The organism is Streptomyces javensis (assembly GCF_039525925.1).
GTDB lineage: Bacteria > Actinomycetota > Actinomycetes > Streptomycetales > Streptomycetaceae > Streptomyces > Streptomyces asiaticus.
Genome location: NZ_BAAAIF010000112.1, coordinates 1 through 19,609 on the forward strand (window position 1 = coordinate 1; position 19,609 = coordinate 19,609).

The 19,609-nt window shown below is 71.1% G+C and carries 16 protein-coding genes; 4 read left to right on the forward strand and 12 right to left on the reverse strand.

Annotated elements, in window-relative coordinates; translation table 11 throughout:
* Positions 1–124: 124 nt before the first annotated feature.
* Entirely contained in the window at positions 125–1,618 is a 1,494-nt protein-coding gene (locus ABD329_RS45185) for an AI-2E family transporter (RefSeq protein WP_198277560.1), read from the forward strand.
* A gap of 156 nt (positions 1,619–1,774) precedes the next feature.
* Here ABD329_RS45185 and ABD329_RS45190 read toward each other — a convergent pair whose 3' ends face one another.
* Both ABD329_RS45190 and ABD329_RS45195 read right to left on the reverse strand, forming a co-directional pair.
* Positions 1,775–2,314 carry an alkyl hydroperoxide reductase gene (locus ABD329_RS45190; RefSeq protein ID WP_037960309.1) on the reverse strand — a complete coding sequence of 180 codons (540 nt, stop codon included), beginning with the start codon at positions 2,312–2,314 and terminating at the stop codon, positions 1,775–1,777.
* Positions 2,315–2,325: 11 nt separating this feature from the next.
* Positions 2,326–2,880 (reverse strand): peroxiredoxin, encoded by a 555-nt coding sequence (locus ABD329_RS45195; RefSeq protein WP_198277559.1) that lies wholly within the window; start codon positions 2,878–2,880, stop codon positions 2,326–2,328.
* 137 nt (positions 2,881–3,017) lie between these two features.
* Here ABD329_RS45195 and ABD329_RS45200 point away from each other — a divergent pair, with 137 nt between their 5' ends.
* The gene (locus ABD329_RS45200) at positions 3,018–3,977 is read left to right on the forward strand and encodes a hydrogen peroxide-inducible genes activator (protein ID WP_198277558.1); all 960 of its coding nucleotides are present in this window, start codon (positions 3,018–3,020) and stop codon (positions 3,975–3,977) included.
* Positions 3,978–3,980: 3 nt separating this feature from the next.
* Here the strand turns inward: ABD329_RS45200 and ABD329_RS45205 are convergent, their stop codons facing one another.
* From ABD329_RS45205 to ABD329_RS45230, 6 genes are all read right to left on the reverse strand, one after another.
* Complete coding sequence (locus ABD329_RS45205; RefSeq protein ID WP_198277557.1) at positions 3,981–4,586, reverse strand: Uma2 family endonuclease; 606 nt, start codon at positions 4,584–4,586, stop codon at positions 3,981–3,983.
* Between the two features lie 171 nt (positions 4,587–4,757).
* Positions 4,758–7,193, reverse strand: a complete 2,436-nt coding sequence (locus ABD329_RS45210) for an ABC transporter permease (RefSeq protein ID WP_198277556.1) — start codon at positions 7,191–7,193, stop codon at positions 4,758–4,760.
* Positions 7,190–7,876 carry an ABC transporter ATP-binding protein gene (locus ABD329_RS45215; protein ID WP_086881650.1) on the reverse strand — a complete coding sequence of 229 codons (687 nt, stop codon included), beginning with the start codon at positions 7,874–7,876 and terminating at the stop codon, positions 7,190–7,192. The genes ABD329_RS45210 and ABD329_RS45215 overlap by 4 nt, the downstream gene beginning before the upstream one ends.
* On the reverse strand, positions 7,873–8,397 hold the full coding sequence (locus tag ABD329_RS45220) for a PadR family transcriptional regulator (RefSeq protein WP_037960297.1): 525 nt from the start codon (positions 8,395–8,397) through the stop codon (positions 7,873–7,875). The genes ABD329_RS45215 and ABD329_RS45220 overlap by 4 nt, the downstream gene beginning before the upstream one ends.
* Positions 8,398–8,485: 88 nt before the next feature.
* Positions 8,486–8,785, reverse strand: a complete 300-nt coding sequence (locus ABD329_RS45225) for a type II toxin-antitoxin system antitoxin (RefSeq protein ID WP_198277555.1) — start codon at positions 8,783–8,785, stop codon at positions 8,486–8,488.
* Positions 8,782–9,738: an SPFH domain-containing protein gene (locus ABD329_RS45230; RefSeq protein ID WP_198277554.1), complete on the reverse strand. Its 957-nt coding sequence runs from the start codon at positions 9,736–9,738 to the stop codon at positions 8,782–8,784. Before ABD329_RS45230 ends, ABD329_RS45225 begins: the two co-directional genes overlap by 4 nt.
* A 217-nt stretch (positions 9,739–9,955) precedes the next feature.
* Between ABD329_RS45230 and ABD329_RS45235 the strand changes: the two genes are divergently transcribed.
* Positions 9,956–12,196: a transglycosylase domain-containing protein gene (locus tag ABD329_RS45235; RefSeq protein WP_198277553.1), complete on the forward strand. Its 2,241-nt coding sequence runs from the start codon at positions 9,956–9,958 to the stop codon at positions 12,194–12,196.
* 67 nt (positions 12,197–12,263) lie between these two features.
* Here ABD329_RS45235 and ABD329_RS45240 read toward each other — a convergent pair whose 3' ends face one another.
* Genes ABD329_RS45240 through ABD329_RS45250 form a run of 3 tightly spaced genes read right to left on the reverse strand, consistent with a single transcriptional unit; the run spans position 12,264 to position 16,471 of the window.
* Positions 12,264–13,697 carry an Nramp family divalent metal transporter gene (locus ABD329_RS45240; protein WP_344318005.1) on the reverse strand — a complete coding sequence of 478 codons (1,434 nt, stop codon included), beginning with the start codon at positions 13,695–13,697 and terminating at the stop codon, positions 12,264–12,266.
* A 54-nt stretch (positions 13,698–13,751) separates the two neighbouring features.
* Positions 13,752–15,548 carry a bifunctional sugar phosphate isomerase/epimerase/4-hydroxyphenylpyruvate dioxygenase family protein gene (locus ABD329_RS45245; RefSeq protein WP_198282078.1) on the reverse strand — a complete coding sequence of 599 codons (1,797 nt, stop codon included), beginning with the start codon at positions 15,546–15,548 and terminating at the stop codon, positions 13,752–13,754.
* Positions 15,549–15,550: 2 nt separating this feature from the next.
* Positions 15,551–16,471 (reverse strand): shikimate dehydrogenase, encoded by a 921-nt coding sequence (locus ABD329_RS45250; RefSeq protein WP_344318006.1) that lies wholly within the window; start codon positions 16,469–16,471, stop codon positions 15,551–15,553.
* Between the two features lie 126 nt (positions 16,472–16,597).
* Between ABD329_RS45250 and ABD329_RS45255 the strand changes: the two genes are divergently transcribed.
* Positions 16,598–17,245, forward strand: a complete 648-nt coding sequence (locus ABD329_RS45255) for a TetR/AcrR family transcriptional regulator (RefSeq protein WP_198279894.1) — start codon at positions 16,598–16,600, stop codon at positions 17,243–17,245.
* A 51-nt stretch (positions 17,246–17,296) separates the two neighbouring features.
* On the opposite strand, the gene ABD329_RS45260 is transcribed toward ABD329_RS45255, so the two are convergent.
* Entirely contained in the window at positions 17,297–19,477 is a 2,181-nt protein-coding gene (locus ABD329_RS45260; protein ID WP_344318007.1) for a SpoIIE family protein phosphatase, read from the reverse strand.
* Between the last annotated feature and the right edge of the window lie 132 nt (positions 19,478–19,609).

The window sequence follows — 19,609 nt, forward strand, 5'->3', positions numbered from 1 at the left end:
CCTAGTAGCTCCGCTACGAGGGCTTCCGCCCGGCACGCCGAGAGCACGCACCGAACGCCGCTCCTTCCTCCACGGAGATCCATCAGAAGCCCCCTAGGGGGAAACTGGGGGTAGGAAACGACAAATGTCCAAGTTGCCGCAGTGGGTCGGCAGGCTGGGAACCGGACTTACCCGGCTCGCCCACCGGCTCGAATCCCAACAGGCCGAGATGAGGGGGCGCGAGGGCGACGGCGACGCCGGCCCGCGGACGCCACCGGGGCCCGGACCGGGGCCCGAACGGGGAGCTGAACCGGGGCCCGGACCATCCGAAGAACGCCCGCGGGCCGCCGAGAGCGCTGAGAGCCGGAAGAGCCCGGAAGGCCCCGAGACCCCCGAGGGCGCTGCGGGGGAAGGCGAGACCGCCCGGCCGGAGCAGCAGCCGGCCAGCGTGCCCGCCCCGCCCGCCTACGCCCCGGCCGTCTCCGCCAGACCCGATCCGGTGGCCGCCGTGCCCTGGGGTGTCCGCGTGGCCGCCGAGGCGGCCTGGCGGCTGCTGGTGCTCGGCGGCACGGTGTGGGTGCTCATGCGCGTCATCAGCTCCGTCCAGCTGGTGGTGCTGTCCTTCACCGTCGCGATCCTCATCACCGCGCTGCTGGAGCCCACCGTCACCCGGCTGCGCCGCCGCGGTGTGCCGCGCGGGCTGGCCACCGCGCTCACCTTCATCGCCGGTTTCGTTGTCATGGGCCTGGTCGTGTGGTTCGTGGTCTGGCAGGTCATGGAGAACGTCGACGAGGTCTCGGGCGAGGTCCAGGCCGGTATCGACGATCTGCGGCGCTGGCTGCTGCACAGCCCGTTCCATGTGACCGAGAAGCAGATCAATCATGTGGCCAAGAGCCTGCGCGAGGCGGTCGGCGCCAACACCGAGCAGATCACCTCGGCGGGGCTGGAGGGCGTCACGGTCGTCGTCGAGGTGCTGACGGGCATCCTGCTGACGATGTTCTCCACGCTCTTCCTGCTGTACGACGGCCCGAAGATCTGGAACTGGACCCTGAAGCTGGTCCCCGCCCAGGCCCGCGAGGGCGTGGCGGGCGCGGGCCCGCGCGCCTGGTCGACGCTGACCGCCTATGTGCGCGGTACGGTGATCGTGGCGCTGATCGACGCGATCTTCATCGGCGTCGGCCTGTTCTTCCTCGATGTGCCGATGGCCGTGCCACTGGCCGTCTTCATCTTCCTCTTCGCCTTCATCCCGCTGGTGGGCGCGGTGGTCTCCGGCGCGCTCGCGGTGGTCGTGGCGCTGGTCACCCAGGGCGTGTTCACGGGGGCGATGGTGCTGATCGTGGTGCTCGCCGTCCAGCAGATCGAGGGCCATGTGCTCCAGCCGTTCATCCTCGGCCGGGCGGTGCGGGTCCATCCGTTGGCTGTGGTGCTCTCGGTCGCGGCCGGTTCGCTGATCGGCGGCATCGGCGGCGCGGTGGTGGCCGTTCCGCTGGTGGCGGTCGCCAATACGGTGGTCGTCTACTTGCGTAGCTACAGCCAGGAGAACGCCCTGCGCGCCGTCCCGGGCCCGCACGGCGCCACCGCCTCCGGTACGGCGCCCACCGCACCGCCGGGCCTGCCGCCCGGGGAGGGCGGGGCCTGACCAATCCGGCCCGGGCCTGACCATCCCGGCCCGGGCCTGACCATCCCGGCCCGGGCCTGACCAGTCCGGCCCGGTGCCACGGGCCGATGGACGAACGCCGAAGGGCGGCCCCACCGATCGGTGGGACCGCCCTTCGGGTGTCTACGTGACGTCAGGTCAGCCGCCCGCGGCCAGGACGCCCTCGGCGTCCAGGGTGGCGCCGACCGCCTGGAGTACCGAGGCGATCTTGAAGGCTTCCTGGATCGTCTCGCGGTCCACGCCCGCCTTGCGGAGCACCTGCTCATGCGAGTCGAGGCACATTCCGCAGCCGTTGATCGCGGACACGGCCAGCGACCACAGCTCGAAGTCGACCTTCTCCACGCCCGGGTTGCCGATGACGTTCATCCGCAGCCCCGCGCGTAGGTTGCCGTACTCCGGGTCGGACAGCAGATGCCGGGTCCGGTAGTAGACGTTGTTCATCGCCATGATGGCGGCCGCCGACTTGGCGGCGGTGTACGCCTCCGGCGAGAGGTTGGCCTTGGCCTCCGGCTCCAGCTCGGTCAGCACGCGCGCCGAACGCGAGGCGATCGCGCAGGCCAGCACGGTGCCCCACAGCTGCTGCTGGGGAAGGTCCGAGTTGCCGATCACCGAACCGAGGTTCAGCTTGAGGTCCTTGGCGTAGTCCGGCAGCGCGGACTTCAGCTCATCGAGTGCCATGGTGAATCAGCTCACTCTCCGGCGAGGAGGGCCACCGGGTCCAGGGTGTCCTCGCCCTTGCTCCAGTTGCAGGGGCACAGCTCATCGGTCTGGAGGGCGTCCAGCACCCGCAGCACCTCCTTGGGGTTACGGCCCACGGAACCGGCCGTCACCATGGTGAACTGGATCTCGTTGTTCTGGTCCACGATGAACACGGCGCGCTGCGCGAAGCCGTCCTCGCCCTCGATGCCGAGGTCGCGCATCAGCTCGTGCTTGGAGTCGGCCAGCATCGGGAACGGCAGGTCGCGCAGGTCCGGGTGGTCCTTGCGCCAGGCGTGGTGGACGAACTCGGAGTCGCCGGAGAAGCCCAGGATCTGGGCGTCACGGTCGGCGAACTCGTCGTTCAGCTTGCCGAAGGCCGCGATCTCGGTCGGGCACACGAAAGTGAAGTCCTTCGGCCACGCGAAAACGACCTTCCACTTGCCCTCGTAGGTCTTGTGGTTGATCTGCTCGAACTCCTTGCCGCTCTCCAGCGACACGCAGGCGGTCAGGTCGTACTCGGGGAACTTGTCACCGACGGTGAGCACGCGTACTCCTTGCAGCTTTCGCGTAGGAAAGACCCGGTCGTCCGGGTTTCCTGGGGTTGGACGGTCCTACCTTGGCACAGAGTGCATTGATCAGTGAAATAGCTACACTCGGTGGGGTTGATTGGAGGTGGCTATCAGTGGCCGCATCACCCTCACCGCCCGGCAAACCGCGCCAGCCGAGCATTTCCCAGCTCAGGGCGTTCGTCGCGGTTGCGGAGCAGCTGCACTTCCGTGATGCCGCGGCCGCCATCGGGATGAGCCAGCCCGCGCTCTCGGGTGCCGTCGCCGCGCTCGAGGAGGCACTCGGTGTCCAGTTGCTCGAGCGTACGACGCGCAAGGTGCTGCTCAGCCCGGCGGGGGAGCGGCTGGCGGCCCGTGCACGCACCGTGCTCGAAGCGGTCGGGGAGCTGCTGGAGGAGGCCGAGGCGGTGCGGGCGCCCTTCACCGGTGTGCTGCGGCTCGGGGTGATCCCGACCGTGGCGCCGTATCTGCTGCCGACCGTGCTGCGGCTGGTCCATGAGCGCTACCCCCGGCTCGATCTCCAGGTGTACGAGGAGCAGACCGCCTCGCTGCTGGAGGGGCTGACCCACGGCCGGCTGGATCTGCTGCTGCTCGCGGTGCCGCTCGGCGCGCCCGGGGTGGTCGAAATGCCGCTGTTCGACGAGGACTTCGTGCTGGTCACCCCGCGGGACCACTGGCTGGGCGGGCGTGCCGACATCCCCCGCGAGGCGCTCAAGGAGCTGGATCTGCTGCTGCTCGACGAGGGCCACTGCCTGCGCGACCAGGCGCTCGACATCTGCCGCGAGGCGGGCCGCACCGAGGGCACCCCGGTGACCACCAGCGCCGCCGGGCTCTCCACCCTGGTGCAGCTGGTCGCGGGCGGGCTCGGGGTGACGCTGCTGCCGCGCACCGCGCTCCGGGTGGAGACCGCGCGCAACGACCATCTGGCCACCGGCGACTTCGCCGATCCTGCGCCCGCCCGCCGGATCGCGCTGGCCATGCGGGCGGGTGCGGCGCGCACGGGGGAGTTCGAGGAGTTCGCGGAGGCTCTGCGGGAGGCGCTGCGACCGCTGCCGGTACGGGTCGCCCGGGGGTGAGTGTCAGGGGCGCCCGGCCGCCAGGACCGCTTCCACGTCCAGGGTGACCTCGGCGCCGATCGTCTCCGGGAGGGTGATGTGCTCACCCGGGGCATGGACGCGGTGGGTGTCGTAACCGCCCTCGACGGGGTCGGTCAGCACATGGACCCGACCGTGCTTGCGGTTGACGACCACATAGACCGGAACCTTGGCCTCCGCATATGCGGTGACCTTGTTCCGCAGATCGTTGTTGAAGTTGCTGGACGTCACCTCCAGCACCAGCCGGAAGGACATGGGGTCATAGCAGTTGTTCTCGATCAGGTGCTCGAGGATGTCGGCGTCGACCACTGCCAGGTCCGGGATGGCATAGTCCTCGGGGCCGGTGGGCAGCCACAGGCCGATCCCCTGGACAACCTTGGTCTCCTTGCTGTGCAGCCCCGCTTCCATCAAGGGGATCATGATGTCGGTGAGTGCCATGCCATGCGGCGCATCTGGCGGTGGGGCCACGGTGATTACTCCCCCGATGATCTCGACTCGATAGCCCGGGTGCTGCTCCATGAGCTTGTTGGCTTCCTCGAGCAGAGGCAGCGGCTCGGGGCGGTGGGGCCCCTCGACTGCGGCAGCAGACATGGCTGGTCTCCCGGTGATTGATGTCGAGAGCATCATCGTAGGCCGGGGCACAGGGGCGTGTCCTCTCTGTCGGGATTCACCCAGACGGGTGGCATAACCGCTGGAAACAGGGGCAAGGGGCCGTTCCCGCAGATGGGAACGGCCCCTGACGCGGGCGTGGCGGGACGGGGCCTACTCCGTCCGCAGCCCCTCCGGCCGCATTATCCGCCACAGCGGCGGCAGGCTGACCAGGGTCACCAGCAGGATGACCCCGCCGCCGACGCCGGTCATGGTGGTGAGCCCGGTCCAGTCCACGGCCAGTGGCTGGCCGATCATCTTCAGCAGCATCACGCCCAGCGCCAGCCCGCCCGCGATCGACAGCGCCAGGCCCAGCACCACCGGGACCGCGGTCTGCCACAGCACGGACCAGCTGAGCGTGGTGCGCCGGGTGCCGAAGGCGACCAGGACCGACAGCAGCCGCTTGCGCTCGCGCAGCTGCTCCAGGGTGGTCACGATCATGCTGGCCCCGATGAGCAGCAGAGTCGCGGTGGCGCCGATGAACAGGGCCTTGCGGATGACCTGGAACTCATCCGACTGCGAGGTGCTGGAGAGCCGCATGACATCCATCGCCGGGGAGAGCGCCATGCTGGTGTTGCGCACGTACTCGACCCCGTCCGGGACCTTCGGATCCAGCCGGATCATGGCCGCCGCCCTGGGGTCCGGCAGGTCGGCGATGTCGAAGGCGCCGGGGGTGGCGAAGATGCCGGTGCGTTCGCTTCCGGTCGGGTCCTGCCGGGGCTTCACCTTCGTGGCCGAGTCGGGGATCGTCCACAGCTTCTTCCTGCGCAGGTCCGGCGTACCGTCGTCGCGGTAGGCGAGGTTGACCTGGGCGCCCGGTTTGGCGAAGCTCTCCCCTTCTCCGTAGTACTCCTGCGAATCGATGAGGAAGACATCGCCGTTCTTGCAGCTGGTGATGCGGACCACCTCGCGGAGCGTGGGGCAGTCGGCGACGGTGATGGCCTCTTCCGGGACCGACGACGGGTCGTCCTTGCTGCGGTGCACATCGGAGACGTAGTCCTCGGTGACACCGAGCAGATCGCGCACGCCCTTGGTCGCGCGGTACCGCGCGAAGGCGTCCCCGGCCTGGTCGCCGTCGCTCACCGGGACGTTCGCTATCAGCTGGGCGCGGTTCGGGTCCTGGCCGGTGTCCTGGCTGTCCTGGGCACCCACGCTGGCGAAGAGCATCTGGAGCGCGATGGCCCCGGCGACGGCGACCGTGATGCCGCTGACCGCGCGAGAGGCGGTGCCGCTGCTGAGCTGGAGCCGGCGGGTGGCGAGCTGCCAGGGCACCGAGCCCCGGCCACCGAACCGTTCCACCACGGACTCGACGACCCAGGGCAGCAGCGCGGTGATGCCGATGAGGAGCAGGACGGCACCGGCCGCGGCCTGGTACGCCTTCATATCGCCACCACCGCCGCTGCCGGCCCCGAAGCCGCCCGCGAGCGGCAGCAGCAGGGCCAAGCCCAGCAGCGGCAGCATCAGTCGCCACCACAGCCGCCGGCGCTTGGGCTTGGCGTTCCGGACCACGCCCAGCGGCTCGATGGCGATACCGCGCAGGGCGATCAGGGTGACCATGACGGCCGAGGCGGGCACGGCCACCGCGATCACCAGGGCGAGCGGGGCGCTCGGCACGATGTCGGAGGTGAAGAAGCTGATGTCCCAGACCTCGATGCTGCCGATGATCTCCCGCGCCAGCAGGAACATTCCGGCGCCGACGGCGAGCCCGAAGAGGGAGCCGAAGAGCGACTCACCGGCGGCGATCCGCCGGGTCATATGGATGTCCGCGCCGACCAGCCGCAGCGCGGCCAGCCGCCGGTCGCGCCGCTCACCGCCGAAGCGGGCCGCGGTGGCGATGAAGATGAGCACCGGCAGCAGCAGCACCACACAGCCCACGATGATCAGCAGCAGCAGCGCGGGGTCCAAGGGCTGGTCCCCGTCCTGCTTCTTCGTCAGGCCCCAGTGGTCGATGTGGTAGCTGGAGTTGACGTGGCCGAACGCCTTCTGGGAGATCCCCGCGTAGTAGGCGAGATCGGACGGACCGGACAGCCCGCTGTCGCCGATCACCCCGATGGTGCGGTACGGGAAACGGTCCCGGAGCAGCTTGCCCTCGTCGGATTCGAGCAGCTTCTTCAGTGCCGGGGAAACCCACATCTCACCGGCGGCCGGGATGCGGTCGATGCCCGGCGGCACGGGCGGTGTGCCGTCACCGTCGGGGGCCATGACCTCGCCCGTGATGTCCTGGTCGCGGAAGGTGGTGCCCGCGTTGGCGAGCCGGAGGGTATCGGCGCCGGGCTTCACCTCGCCGCTGGGGGTGAACGAGGAGCGGGCGTCGCCCCGCTCGTTGCGCTGCTGGTACATGTTGGGGACGGAGGAGGCCAGCAGCAGCAGCGCCACCCCCAGGCCGACGCCCACCGCCGTCATGATCGTCCTGGCCCAGCTCTCCCGGCCGCCGGTGACCGCGAACCGGCCGCCCATGGCCAGATCGGCGGCCCAGCGGGCGACGGAGACACGGGAGCGGGGCTCCTCCGCCGGGGCGGCCGGGGCGCCCGGGGTGTCCTGGCCGCTCATCGGACCCCTGCCATGTCGCGCGCCTTGCCGTCGCGGACGACGACCTCGCGGTCGGAGTAGGCGGCGACCCGGGCCTCATGGGTGACCAGCACCACGGCGGTACGGGACTCCCGGGCGGCCTCGGTCAGCAGCTCCATCACCCGCTCCCCGTTGAGCGAGTCCAGCGCGCCGGTCGGCTCGTCGGCGAACAGCACCCGCGGCCCGGTGACCAGCGACCGGGCGACGGCGACCCGCTGCCCCTGACCGCCGGAGACCTCACCGGGCCGCTTGTGCGCCACATCGGCGACCTCGAGCCGCTCCATCCACGCCGCCGCCCGTGCCTCGGCCTCCTTGCGCTTGGTGCCGTTCAGCCGCAGCGGCAGCGCGACGTTCTCCACGCAGCTCAGCTCGGGGACGAGCTGGCCGAACTGGAAGACGAAGCCGAACTCGCCGCGCCGCAGCCCGCTGCGCTCGGCGTCCGAGAGGGCGGTCAGCTCGCGCCCGTTGTAGTGGACGGAGCCGGAGTCCGGCTTCACGATCCCGGCCAGACAGTGGAGCAGCGTCGACTTGCCCGAGCCGGAGGGGCCCATGACGGCGACGACCTCGCCGGGGTGGATGGAGAAGTCCGCACCGTCGAGGGCGGGGGTGTGACCGTACGTCTTGTGCAGGGACGTGGCGATCAGCAAGGAGCCTGCCGGGGTCATGAACGCACCGCCTTGGCGAGTTGGCCGAGGCGGGCGGCGGTCAGTTCCAGCCAGCGCAGATCGGCCTCGAGATGGAAGAGGGCGTGGTCGCAGATGAGTTGGTCGGTGAGGTCGCCGCCGCGCTTGCGCTGGGTCAGATCGCGCATCAGCCGAAGGTGTTCGGCGCGCTGGACGTCGAGGAGATCGGCCGCGTCCCGCCCGGTGAGCAGGGCGATGATGACCTTGGTGTAGAGGACCGACTGGAGGTACGGCTCGGGCTTCTCGGGCTGGGTGAGCCAGTGCTCCACATCGGTGATGCCCGCGTCGGTGATGGCGTAGCGCTTGCGCTCGGGGCCACCGCCGTGCTCGATGCCGTCGACCTCCACCAGGCCGTTCTTCAGGAGCCTGGACATGGTCGAGTAGACCTGCCCGTAGTGCAGCGGGCGGTCGTGTCCGAATCTTTCGTCGAAGGCTCGCTTGAGGTCATAGCCGTGGCGCGGGCCGCCCTCGAGGAGTCCGAGCAAGGTGTGGCCAATTGACATGCCCAGCACTCTACACCATGCGTATACCTGGAGTGTATAGCCGCATAGGGACCTGCGTTGCCGCAGGTCAGAAGGCATGTGGTGAAGATCAGGGCCGATGCGGCTCGCGGCCGGCGCCCTCCGGCCCCTCGCTGGGGTCGGTGCCTTCCGCGTCCTCGGCGGGCCGCCTCGGCGGGCGGCCCCGGCGTGGGATCGGGCGGGCCGCACCGGGCAGCCGGCCCGCGTCCGCGAGCGCCTTGCGCAGCAGGAACTCGATCTGCGCGTTGGCGCTGCGCAGTTCGTCGTTGGCCCAGCGCGCGAGGGCGTCATGGACGGCCGGGTCGAGCCGCAGCAGCATCTGTTTGCGCTGCCGCGGCTGCCGTGCCTTGCGCCCGCTCTCGTCCGTCACTGGTACAGCGTGCCCGTGTTCAGAACGGGCTGCGGGGAGCGGTCCCCGCAGAGCACCACCATCAGATTGCTGACCATCGCGGCCTTGCGCTCCTCGTCCAGCGCCACGATCTCCTCCTCGGCAATCCGGGCCAGCGCCGCCTCGACCATGCCGACCGCGCCGTCCACGATCTGCCGCCGCGCGGCCACCACGGCGCCCGCCTGCTGGCGCTGGAGCATCGCGGAGGCGATCTCGGGGGCGTAGGCGAGGTGGGTGAAGCGCGATTCGATGATGCGGACCCCGGCCGCCTCGACCCGGGCGTGCAGTTCGATCGCGAGCTTCTCGGTGATCTCCTCGGCGTTGCCGCGCAGCGAGAGTGCGCCCTCCTCATGGGCGTCATACGGGTACTCGATGGCGATGTGCCGGACGGCGGCCTCGGTCTGGGTGGCGACGAACTCCAGGAAGTCGTCCACCTCGAACATCGCCTGGGCGGTGTCCTCGACCTTCCAGACGACGACCGCGGCGAGCTCGATCGGGTTGCCGTAGGCGTCGTTGACCTTGAGCACCGCGGTCTCGTGGTTGCGCACCCGGGTGGAGATCTTCTCCCGGCTGGTGAGCGGGTTCACCCAGCGCAGCCCGTCGGTGCGGATGGTGCCGCGGTAGCGGCCGAAGAGCTGGACCACCCGGGCCTCGCCCGGCGCGATGGTGTTGAGGCCGCACATGGTGAGGATCGCGGCGAGGATCACCACGATGCCGGCGACGATCAGCAGCGTGGACCAGGCGCCCTTGTGCTCCGCGGCGACGGCGGCGCCCGCGAGGATCAGCCCGACGCCGCCCGCGAGTCCGGCCAGGCCCCCGAGCAGGGCCAGCCCGCCGCTCACGTTGTGCGCGGGCCGCTCCCGGACCCGGGGCTCCGGGAGGGACGGTATGTCGGCCTGGTGGGTGATGCCATCGGTTGAGGTGGCGTCGGCCATGGAGGGCTCCCCGTTCCGCTTCGGTAGTACGTCTAGCAAAGTGATAGCACATTACGGGCCGGTGGCAACCCTTGACGCCCGTAAGCCGTCAGTTCCCTTGGAGCGGGTGCTTTTTGTCACCTTCGGAAAAAGCTTGATCGATGGGCATTTGAGGGTTGTTGCGGTGTTAGTTTCATGAGCTGGCCTGGGGGGCTTACGGACTGGAGCGGCGGGAGCGATGGGTAGAGCGGAAGAGCGACGCGCGCGGCAGAAGAGCGCTCGCAGGGCCAAGCGGGCGGCGAAGACGGGGGGCATACGCCGCTTCTTCACCTGGAAGTGGCTGCTGGGGTACGTCCTGGGGCTCTGTGCGTTGCTCGTCGGGGGGTTCTTCGTCCTCTATCTGCTGGTGGAGGTTCCGCCCGCCAATGCCGCGGCCAAGGCGGAGGCCAACGTCTACAAGTACAGCGACGGCTCGATCATGGCGAAGGAGGGCAAGGTCAACCGTGAGTCCGTACCGCTGTCCAAGATCCCCAAGGAGGTGCAGCACACCTTTGTCGCCGCCGAGAACAAGGACTTCTACGGCGACTCCGGCGTCTCGTTCACCGGCACCGCCCGCGGTCTCATCAACACCGCGCTGGGCCGGGGCAAGCAGGGTGGTTCGACCATCACCCAGCAGTACGTCAAGAACTACTACCTGAGCCAGGAACAGACCGTCAGCCGCAAGCTGAAGGAGCTGGTGATCTCGCTCAAGGTCGACCAGCAGAAGTCCAAGGACTACATCCTCGCGGGCTACATCAACACCAGCTACTACGGTCGCGGCGCCTACGGCATCCAGGCCGCCGCCCGCGCGTACTACGACAAGGACGTCGAGGACCTCTCCGTCGCGCAGGGCGCCTATCTCGCGTCGGTGCTCCAGGCGCCCAGCCAGTACGACTGGTCGGCGGCGGGCCCCAACGGCAAGCGGCTGGTCAAGGCCCGCTGGAACTACGTCCTCGACAACATGGTCGAGAAGGACTGGCTGTCCAAGAGCGAGCGCGAGGGCCTGAAGTTCCCCGTGCCCATCGAGCCCCGCGCCATCCCGGGCCTCGACGGCCAGGCGGGCTATTTCATCGAAGCCGCGAAGAAGGAGCTCTACAAGGCCGGGGTGAACGAGAACGAGTTCGAGGCCGGCGGCTGGACGGTCACCCTCAACATCGACAAGAAGAAGCAGAAGGCGCTGGAGAAGGCGGTCCGCACCGAGCTGACGTCCAAGCTGGATCCGAAGAAGCGCAAGGTCGACGGCGACGCTCAGGTGGGCGCGGTCTCGGTGGACCCCAAGTCCGGTGGCATCGTGGCGATGTATGGCGGTGCCGGCGCGACCGAGCACTATTTCAACAACGCCACCCGCTCGGACTATCAGCCCGCCTCCACCTTCAAGCCGCTGATCCTGGCCGCGGGGCTGGAGAACGGCTCCACCACGCAGGACGGCACCCCGATCACGGCGAGCACCATCTACGACGGCACCAGCAGGCGGCCGGTCAAGGGCTCGCTCACCGGCTTCGCCCCGCCGAACGAGGACAACAAGTCCTACGGGCCCATCTCCGTCCAGAAGGCCATGAACAACTCCGTCAACTCCGTCTTCGCGCAGATGGCGGTGGACGTGGGCCTGGACAAGGTGAAGAACATCGCCATCGACCTCGGTATGAAGAAGGACGCGGGCGGCTTCGACGTACGCCCCGCGATGTCGCTGGGCGTGATGGGCGCCAGCCCCAAGGACATGGCCGGGGTCTACGCGACCCTCGACAACCACGGCAAGAAAGTCACCCCGGCGATCGTGAAGTCCGCCGAGAAGGGCGATGAGCGGCCCGAACTCCCCGATCCCACCAACGGTCAGGCGATCAGCCGCGGCGCCGCCGACTCCGTCACCTCCGTCCTCACCGGGGTGGTCGACGACGGCACCGGCCAGGCGGTGCGGCAGCAGGGCCAGGCGGTCGCGGGCAAGACCGGCACCTCCGACGACAACAAGTCGGCCTGGTTCACCGGCTACACCCCCGATCTGGTCACCTCGGTCGGCATGTTCGGCGAGCAGAAGGGCGTCGGCAAGCAGGTCTCGCTCAAGGGCACCGCGGGCGGCGGCCGCGTCAACGGCGGTGACTTCCCGGCCAGGATCTGGGCCGCGTACACCGAGTCCGCGCTGCGCGGGGAGAAGGCGTCGAAGTTCGACCTGGACACCGATATGGGGGCGGCGGTCAAGCCGCCCCCGTCGCCGAGCACGAGCGAAACCTCGGAGTCGCCGTCCTCCAGCCCGTCCTCGTCCCCGTCGAACAGCGAGTCGCCCTCCTCGTCCCCGTCGTCCAGCGCGTCGTCCAGCGCGTCGTCCAGCGCCTCGTCGTCGGCGTCCCCCTCGGGCGACGCCGACTCCCCGAGCCCGCCCGACCCGTCGAGCTCGGCCTCGGGCGACGCCGAGGGCGGTGGCGTCCTCCGCCGACAACAGCAGTGACGGTACGGGGCGGGCGTGCTGCTCGGCACGCCCGCCCCGGACCGCATGGCCGTGTCGCCGTAGGCCGTCAGAAGTTCTCCTCGATCTGGCTCTTCAGCATCGCGAGGGCGAAGAAGCCGTAGAAGCCGATGGCGAGCAGCATCATGCCCAGCCGTGGCCCCCGCAGCCGTACGGCGACCGGCAGATCGCGGCGGTTGAGCCGGATCAGCAGCGCCGTGTAGACCAGGGTGACGACGGAGGCGGTGCAGGTGGAGATGGTCAGCAGCACGATCGGCTGGTTCACCCCGGACAGCAGGATCACCGAGCCGATGGCGACCTCGGCCCACACCACCGCGAAGTACAGCCGCCCCTCGGTCCAGAAGGCCGAGTCCCGCAGATAGTTGCGCTTGGCGAAGTCGCTGACCACCCGTCCGATGATGTCGAGCAGACCGATCGAGGCGGCCCAGAGCGAGACCGTGGCCACCGCGAAGAACAGGATCTTGAGCCAGTCGCCCACCTGCTGCCCCAGCAGATCGCCCTGGAGCCGCAGGAACTCGGGGCTGTTCTCCACATCGTCGCGTCCGAAGAGGGTTTCGTACGCGAGCATGCTCATCAGCCCGATCGTCACCAGGCAGATCACGAAGAACGACACGATGTGCTCGGCGTTGGCCCGCCGCCACCAGACCCGCCAGCGGGCCAGATTGGCCTCGTCCTGCGGAAAAGCGTAGCGGTCGGCGCCCGATGCCTCCGACTGGCCGGTGATGGGGGAGACCAGCTTGGGGACGTGGGCGCCCATGCCGTAGCCCTTGTCCCGGATCCAGTTGCTGAGCACCAGGTTGTGCACCCCGCCCGCCCCGGCGGCGCCCAGGGCGCTGAGGATCATGGTGAAGGTGATGCCGTCCGGGATCCGGCCGGTGCCGGTGACGGTCTTCTCGCCCGCCGTGGTCCAGGTGTGCCAGCCGATGACGGCGACCGCGACGACAGCGAGGAAGAACAGCGTCAGGATGACCTTGACCAGCTCGACCTTCTCGATCGTGCGGTAGACCACCGGTGAGACGGTCAGCACCACCCCGAACCCCACCAGCGAGCCCACCGTGATCCAGACGACATCGCCGCCGCCGGTCAGATAGGTGAGCACGGTCGATCCGGAGGTGGCCCATCCCGGCCAGACGTACTGGAACGCCCCGGCCAGGCAGATCAGGATGCCCCACGCCGTGGACCAGCGGGAGAATCCGGCGACCACGGTCTGCCCGGTGGCCAGCGTGTAGCGCTCGATCTCCAGGTTGATCACGGTCTGGATGGCCAGGGTCACCACCGCGAGCCACAGCAGTCCGAGCCCGCCGACCGAGGTCAGATACGGCCAGAGGATGATCTCGCCCGCCGCCATGCCGATCCCGACGGCGACGACCCCCGGGCCGACCATCGTGCGCAGCGGTGGTGGATCGGGCAGATCGAGGCAGTCGGGCGGGGCGGCGGTGGGGGACGGGCGCTGGGCGGACGGTGTCGACGACGCTGACGACATGGCGGCTCCTCGGGGGACGGCGAGGCCGTATCGGGACAGGGGGGATCGGGGGAGTCAGCGGGTGCGGGCGTGCTGGGCGGCCAGGCGTACGGACGCGTTGGCCGCGCCATAGCCCTGGTAGCCGTCGATCCGCTGGACGATCTCGAAGAAGACCCGGCCGACGGTGGCCGTGTACAGGTGCAGAAAGGTGCCGGTGTCGTCCCGGTCGTAGAGCAGGCCGAGCTCCCGCAGGGTGCGGTGGAGCCCGGGGTCGAGCTCATGGCGCGCTTCGAGGTCGTCGTAGTAGTTGTCGGGGATGGGCAGCAGGGGCGCGCCGCGTTCCCGCAACCGGCGCGCGGTGGCGACGATGTCCCGGCTGTGCAGCGCGATGTGCTGCCACAGCGAGCCGGACGGGCCCGAACCCGGGCGGATCTGGGCCACGTTGAGCGCGAGCCGCACCGAGCCGTCGGCGCCCGAGACGGCCCGGCTGCGCAGCAGCCCGTACGGATCGGCCAGTTCCAGGGACTCGTGCGGCCGCAGCCCCAGGACGGCGCGGTAGAACAGCGACGCCTCGTCGAAGTGGTGCCGGGGCTGGGTGAGCGCCACATGGTCGATATGGGTGATCCCGGCGGGGGAGGCGGAGGCGGCGCGCGGGGTGAAGTCGCCGGTCCAGCTGGGGTGGTCGGGGTGTTCGGTGCGGCAGAAGAAGAGCTCGGTGGAGTCGGGTGCGGCCACCGCGTCCAGCGGGGCGTCCGCCACGGCCCGGTGGCGCGGCAGGACGGGGGCGAGCAGGGCCCGGGCCCGGACCGCGGACGCGGCCGGGTCGGGGGTCTCCAGGCCGATGGCGGCGAGCGCGGGTTCGGGGTGCCCGGTGGTGGCGTCGAGCCCGGAGTTGAGCACGATCCGGGCGTCGCCCTGCTCCCACAGCTCCACGGGCTTGGAGTGGTGGCGGCCGGTGCGGGCGAAGCCCAGCTCGGACAGGAGCGCGGGCAGCTCGGGGCCGGTGGCGGCCAGTTCGGCGAAGGCGAAGCCGGTGGGGACGACGGGGGCGGGCAGATCGGTGCGGCCCGCGGCCTCCTCCAGGGCGATCAGCGAGCGCAGCGCGTCCACGGCGGTGCGGGCGGTGTCGCCCTGCCGGAAGACGTCGTTGAAGACCTCCAGGGACAGCGGTCCGTCGTAGCCGGTCCGCAGGACGTGGGCCAGCAGCCCGGCCACGTCGAGGCCGCCCTGGCCGGGGAAGCAGCGGTAGTGACGGCTCCACTGGAGGACGTCCATGGCCATCAGCGGGGCGTCGGCGAGCTGGAGGAAGAAGATCTTCTCGCCGGGGATCTCCTCGATGCCCTTGGGGTCGGAGCCGCGCGAGAGGATGTGGAAGCTGTCCAGACAGGTGCCGAGCGCCGGGTGGTCGGCCTGTCGCACGATCCGCCAGGCGTGGTGGTAGGTGTTCACATGCCGCCCCCAGGCCAGCGCCTCGTAGGCGATGCGGATGCCGTGGGCGGCGGCCCGCTCGGCCAGGAGGCGCAGCTGCTCGGCGGCGAGGGCGTCGTCGTCGAGGGCGGCGGGGGAGACGCTGGAGCACACCAGCATCAGATCCGCCCCGAGCCGCTCCATGACCGCGAACTTCTTCTCGGCCCTGCGCAGCGTGCGGGCCAGGAGGTCCTCGGGGACGGCCTCGACGTCGCGGAAGGGCTGGAAGAGGTCGATGGTGAGGCCGAGTTCGGCGGCCCGGTCCCGGACCCGCTCCGGTGACAGGGGGCTGGCCAGCAGGTCGTTCTCGAAGATCTCGACCCCGTCGAAACCGGCGGCGGCGATGGCGGTGAGCTTCTCCTCGAGGGTGCCGCTGAGGCACACGGTCGCGATGGACTTGCGCATGATCAGCCTCCGGCGGGGAGCTCGAGCAGGTCGGCGAGGTCGGCGAGCATCCGTGTCGCGTCGGGTTCACGGCCGGTGAAGAGGCGGAAGGCGTCGGCGGCCTGGAAGACGGCCATGCCGCCCCCGTCCAGGGTGCGGCAGCCGGCCGCGCGGGCGGCGGCCAGCAGCGGGGTCTCCAGCGGGCGGTAGACCACCTCGGCGACCCACAGCCCGGTCCGCAGCAGTTCCACGGGCAGCGGCAGCCCGGGGTGGGCGGCCATCCCGGTGGGGGTGGCGTGCACCAGCCCGTCGGCGCCGCCGACGGCCGCCGGGAGCCCGCCGGGCGCGACGGTACGGACCCGGGCCGCGCCGAACCGTGTCGCCAGCGTCCCGGCCAGCCCGGCGGCCCGCGCCGGATCGGTGTCGGCCAGCGTCAGCCGGTCGGCGCCGACGGTCAGCAGGGCGTGGGCGACGGCGGCGCCCGCCCCGCCAGCGCCGAGCAGCACGATCTCGCCGGTGGGCGCGTCGGGCAGACCGCGGGCGAAGGAGCGGGCGAAGCCGGACCAGTCGGTGTTGTGGCCGATGGCCCGGCCGTCCGCGCCGAAGACCACCGTGTTGACCGCGCCGAGCAGCGCGGCGTCCTCCGACAGCCCGTCGAGGTGCTCGATCACCGTCTGCTTGCACGGGTGGGTGATGTTGAGCCCGTCGAAGCCCAGCCGGGCGGCGGCCCGCACCAGCTCGCCCACCCTCTCCGGGCCGAGGCCCAGCGGATCGATGTCGATCAGGCGGTAGAGATACCGCAGCCCGTGGCGGTCGGCCTCGCGCTGGTGGAGGGCGGGGGAGAGCGAGGGGCCCACTCCGGATCCGATCAGCCCCACCAGACAGGACTCCCGCCCCTCCCGCCCCTCCCGGCCCTCGTGCGACCGCCCCGTGGTGTCCCGCATACCGGCGACCTCCCGCCTTCCCGGTTAATGTACGAACTGGTTCGTTAGTAGCGTGGACAGTAAAGGCCCAGGACCGCCCTCTTGTGAACCCCCTGGACGTAGCCCTGGACGTAGAGTGGGCCCAGCATGAGCGATCAGCCGCCGAAGAACAGCCGCCTCCGCGACGCCGTCCGCACCCAGGCCGAGATCCTGGACGTCGCCACCCGCGAATTCGCCGAGCGCGGCTACGCCGGGGCCCGCGTCGACGAGATAGCCGCCCTCACCCGCACCACCAAGCGGATGATCTACTACTACTTCGGCGGCAAGGAACAGCTCTACATCAAGGTCCTGGAGCGCGCCTACACCGGCATCCGCGAGGCCGAACAGGCCGTGGACGTCACCGGTCTGGACCCCGCCGAGGCCATCCGGCACCTGGCCGAGCTGACCTTCGACCACCACACCGAACACGCCGACTTCATCCGGCTGGTGTCCATCGAGAACATCCACCGGGCCGAGCACCTGGCCAAGTCCGAGACGCTGGCCAAGGCCGGCACACCGGTGATCGACCTGATCTCCGGGATCCTCGCGCGCGGCCGGGAGCAGGGCGTCTTCCGGGGTGACGCCGACGCCGTCGACGTCCACCTGATGATCAGCTCATTCGCCGTCTTCCCGGTGGCCAACCAGCACACCTTCGGCACCCTCTTCGGCCGCGACCCCCTGGACCCGGGGCGCCGCGCCCACTACCGCCGGATGGTCGGCGACATGGTCGTGGCGTACCTGCGCGCCGGGTCCTGAACCGTACGGCGACCGTACGGTTCAGGACCCGGCGCGCGGGGCGGGGTCGGCTCAGGACGGCATCGCGAGCTCGAACCAGACGACCTTGCCCGTGGACAGCCGGGTGGCGCCCCAGCGCCGCGCCATCCGGTTCACCAGATACAGCCCGCGCCCGCCCTCGTCGGACGGCCGGGCCTGGCGCAGCCGGGGGAGCTGCGGCACGTCGTCGCCGACCTCGCAGCGCAGCACGTCCGTGCGCAGCAGCCGCAGCGTGATGGGCCGCTCCGCGTAGCGCACCGCGTTCGTCACCACCTCGCTGACCAGCAGCTCCACCGCGTCCGTCAGATCGTCCAGGTCCCAGCGGGCCAGCGCCCGGCGGGCCAGCCGGCGCGCCTGCCCGGCGGTCTGCGCCTTGGGGTCCAGGAACCAGTACGCGACATCGCTGGGCGCGATGCCCTCGAACCGGGCCGCGAGCAGCGCCACGTCGTCGTCGCGGTCGCCGGGGCCGAGCATGTCCAGCACCTCGTCGCACAGCGGCTCCAGCGGCGGCGGGTTGGGGCCGGTGAGCCGGGCGGTGGCGGTCAGCCGCTCCCGCAGCTGCTCGATCCCGGTCCACACATCGCGCATCCGCGACTCGACCAGCCCGTCGGTGTAGAGCATCAGGGTGGCCCCGGCGGGCGCGTCCAGCTCGACCGCCTCGAAGTCGACGCCGCCGACCCCGATCGGTGCCCCGGGCGGCACCCGCAGCACCTCGGCGCGGCCGCCCCGGTGCAGCAGGAGCGGCGGCGGATGGCCCGCGTTGGCCACCACGATGCGGTGCGCGACGGGGTCGTAGACCGCGTACAGGCAGGTGGCCATGCGGTCGGTGCCCAGCCGCTGGGCCTGCTCGTCCAGGTGGTGCAGCACCTCCTGGGGCGGCAGGTCGAGCCCGGCGAGGGTCTGCGCGGTGGTGCGCAGCTGGCCCATGATCGCGGCGGAGGTCATCGAATGGCCCATCACATCGCCGACCACCAGCGCCACCCGGTTGCCCGGCAGCGGGATCGCGTCGTACCAGTCGCCGCCGACCCGCGCGGTCTCGGCCGCGGGCAGATAGCGGCTGGCCAGCCGGACGCCGGTGGGCTGCGGCAGCGAGTCGGGCAGCATGGTGCGCTGGAGTTCGTCCGCGATGTACACCTCGCGCCCGTACAGCACCGCCTTGTCGACGCCGAGCGCGGTGTGGGTGGCCAGCTGGGCCGCCACCAGCAGATCGTCGGGTTCGAACGGCGGCCGGTCCGGGCGGCGTACGAACACGGCCGCGCCGATCACCCGGCGGCGGCCGCGCAGCGGCGCCAGCACGGTGCGCTGACCGGTCGCCACCGACGGCCCCTCGCCGAGCAGTTCCGGCAGCGCGGCGCGGGCCGCCTGGGAGTCGCCGAAGACCGGCCGCACCCCGCGCAGCACCTCGGCCAGCGGACCGCCCGCCTCCACCTCGCACAGCTCGGCGGCCGGGCCGCCGCCCACGGCGGGCGACAGATCCGGCTGGGAGGGCAGCAGCGACAGCCGGCCGCTGTCGGTGTCCGGGTCCAGCGGGATCCGGTCGGTGCGGCGCAGCCGCAGCACCACCGGGCCGACCGGGCGCTCGTCGCCGACCGGCAGCGGATCGCGCAGATAGACCAGGATCGCGTCGGCGAAGGTGGGCACGGTGGCCCGGCACAGGCCCAGCACGATCTCGTCCAGGTCGATGCCCCGGGCGATCCGGCGCGTGGCAGCCCCCACGAACCGCAGCCGGTCGCCGCTCCGGTCCCGCGCGGTGGCCGCCTCGGCGGCCGCGGAGCCGCCCGCGGGCGGCACGGTGGGCGCTCCGCCCTCCGGTGCGCTGTAGGCGACCTCACCCGCCGTGGCGGCCGCCGCGTGGGCCTCGCCGGACCCAGACGCTCTGCGGGCGTCGTTGGATCCGGGTGCTGTGTGTGGATCGCCGGACCCGGCCGCCGAGCGGGACTCGCTCGACCCGTCAGTCGCACGCGTTTCGCCGGACCCGGCCGCCGCATGGGCCTCACCGGATCCGGTTGCCGTAGGTGCCTCACCGGCCCCGGCCGTCGCGGAAGCCTCGCACGGCCGCTCCGGATGCTCGCCCGCGCCGGCGCCCCGGCGCGCCGCTCCCCGGCCGCGTCCGTCGCCCTGGGCGGCCGGGGGCCGCTCGTCGGGGCCGGTGCCGCCGTTCGCTCCCGGCCGGCGCGACGCGCCTCTTGCGGCATTGCGATCCGCGTCCCACACAGGCTCGCCCTCCGGTGTGCCGTGCTCCGGCTGCGCCGGGTGCTCGCTCTCCGCCGTGTTCCGGCGCTCCCTACCCGCGTCACCGCGCGCCGCGGCGGCGCTGCCCCGCCCGTCCGCGCCGTCCGCGCCGTC

Excerpts from the sequence above, each read along its gene's own strand:
- ABD329_RS45205 (WP_198277557.1), bottom strand. The coding sequence starts at position 4,586 with ATGTCTGCTGCCGCAGTCGAGGGGCCCCACCGCCCCGAGCCGCTGCCT.
- ABD329_RS45255 (WP_198279894.1), top strand. The coding sequence starts at position 16,598 with ATGAGCGATCAGCCGCCGAAGAACAGCCGCCTCCGCGACGCCGTCCGC.
- ABD329_RS45190 (WP_037960309.1), bottom strand. The coding sequence starts at position 2,314 with ATGGCACTCGATGAGCTGAAGTCCGCGCTGCCGGACTACGCCAAGGAC.
- ABD329_RS45245 (WP_198282078.1), bottom strand. The coding sequence starts at position 15,548 with ATGCGCAAGTCCATCGCGACCGTGTGCCTCAGCGGCACCCTCGAGGAG.
- ABD329_RS45185 (WP_198277560.1), top strand. The coding sequence starts at position 125 with ATGTCCAAGTTGCCGCAGTGGGTCGGCAGGCTGGGAACCGGACTTACC.
- ABD329_RS45215 (WP_086881650.1), bottom strand. The coding sequence starts at position 7,876 with ATGACCCCGGCAGGCTCCTTGCTGATCGCCACGTCCCTGCACAAGACG.
- ABD329_RS45220 (WP_037960297.1), bottom strand. The coding sequence starts at position 8,397 with ATGTCAATTGGCCACACCTTGCTCGGACTCCTCGAGGGCGGCCCGCGC.
- ABD329_RS45210 (WP_198277556.1), bottom strand. The coding sequence starts at position 7,193 with ATGAGCGGCCAGGACACCCCGGGCGCCCCGGCCGCCCCGGCGGAGGAG.
- ABD329_RS45240 (WP_344318005.1), bottom strand. The coding sequence starts at position 13,697 with ATGTCGTCAGCGTCGTCGACACCGTCCGCCCAGCGCCCGTCCCCCACC.
- ABD329_RS45230 (WP_198277554.1), bottom strand. The coding sequence starts at position 9,738 with ATGGCCGACGCCACCTCAACCGATGGCATCACCCACCAGGCCGACATA.
- ABD329_RS45235 (WP_198277553.1), top strand. The coding sequence starts at position 9,956 with ATGGGTAGAGCGGAAGAGCGACGCGCGCGGCAGAAGAGCGCTCGCAGG.
- ABD329_RS45250 (WP_344318006.1), bottom strand. The coding sequence starts at position 16,471 with ATGCGGGACACCACGGGGCGGTCGCACGAGGGCCGGGAGGGGCGGGAG.